1 protein-coding gene is annotated in these 262 nt (G+C 54.6%); it reads left to right on the top strand.

The features are described from left to right. Positions 1-262 (top strand): GDP-mannose 4,6-dehydratase (locus ACX9YW_RS23130; protein ID WP_460351079.1); only part of this gene is annotated, 262 nt, incomplete at both ends.

The raw sequence follows: 262 nt of genomic DNA, 5'->3' as shown, positions 1-262 counted from the left end.
CCTTCAGCAGGAACGTCCGGAAGATTTCGTCATAGCCACAGGCGAGCAGCACTCTGTGCGCGAGTTCTGTCTCTATGCCTTCCGTCGTGCCGGAATCGAGCTTGACTTCGTGGGCGAAGACGAAAACGAGAAAGGCATCGACAAAGCTACCGGAAAAGTTGTGATCGAGGTTTCTCCCGACTTTTATCGTCCCACCGACGTCGTGAATCTCTGGGGTGATCCTACAAAGGCCAAACAGCAGCTCGGATGGGATCCGGCCAAA

The sequence above is a fragment of the Pseudoneobacillus rhizolycopersici genome (assembly GCF_054786815.1).
This window is presented reverse-complemented; position numbering and strand designations above follow the sequence as displayed.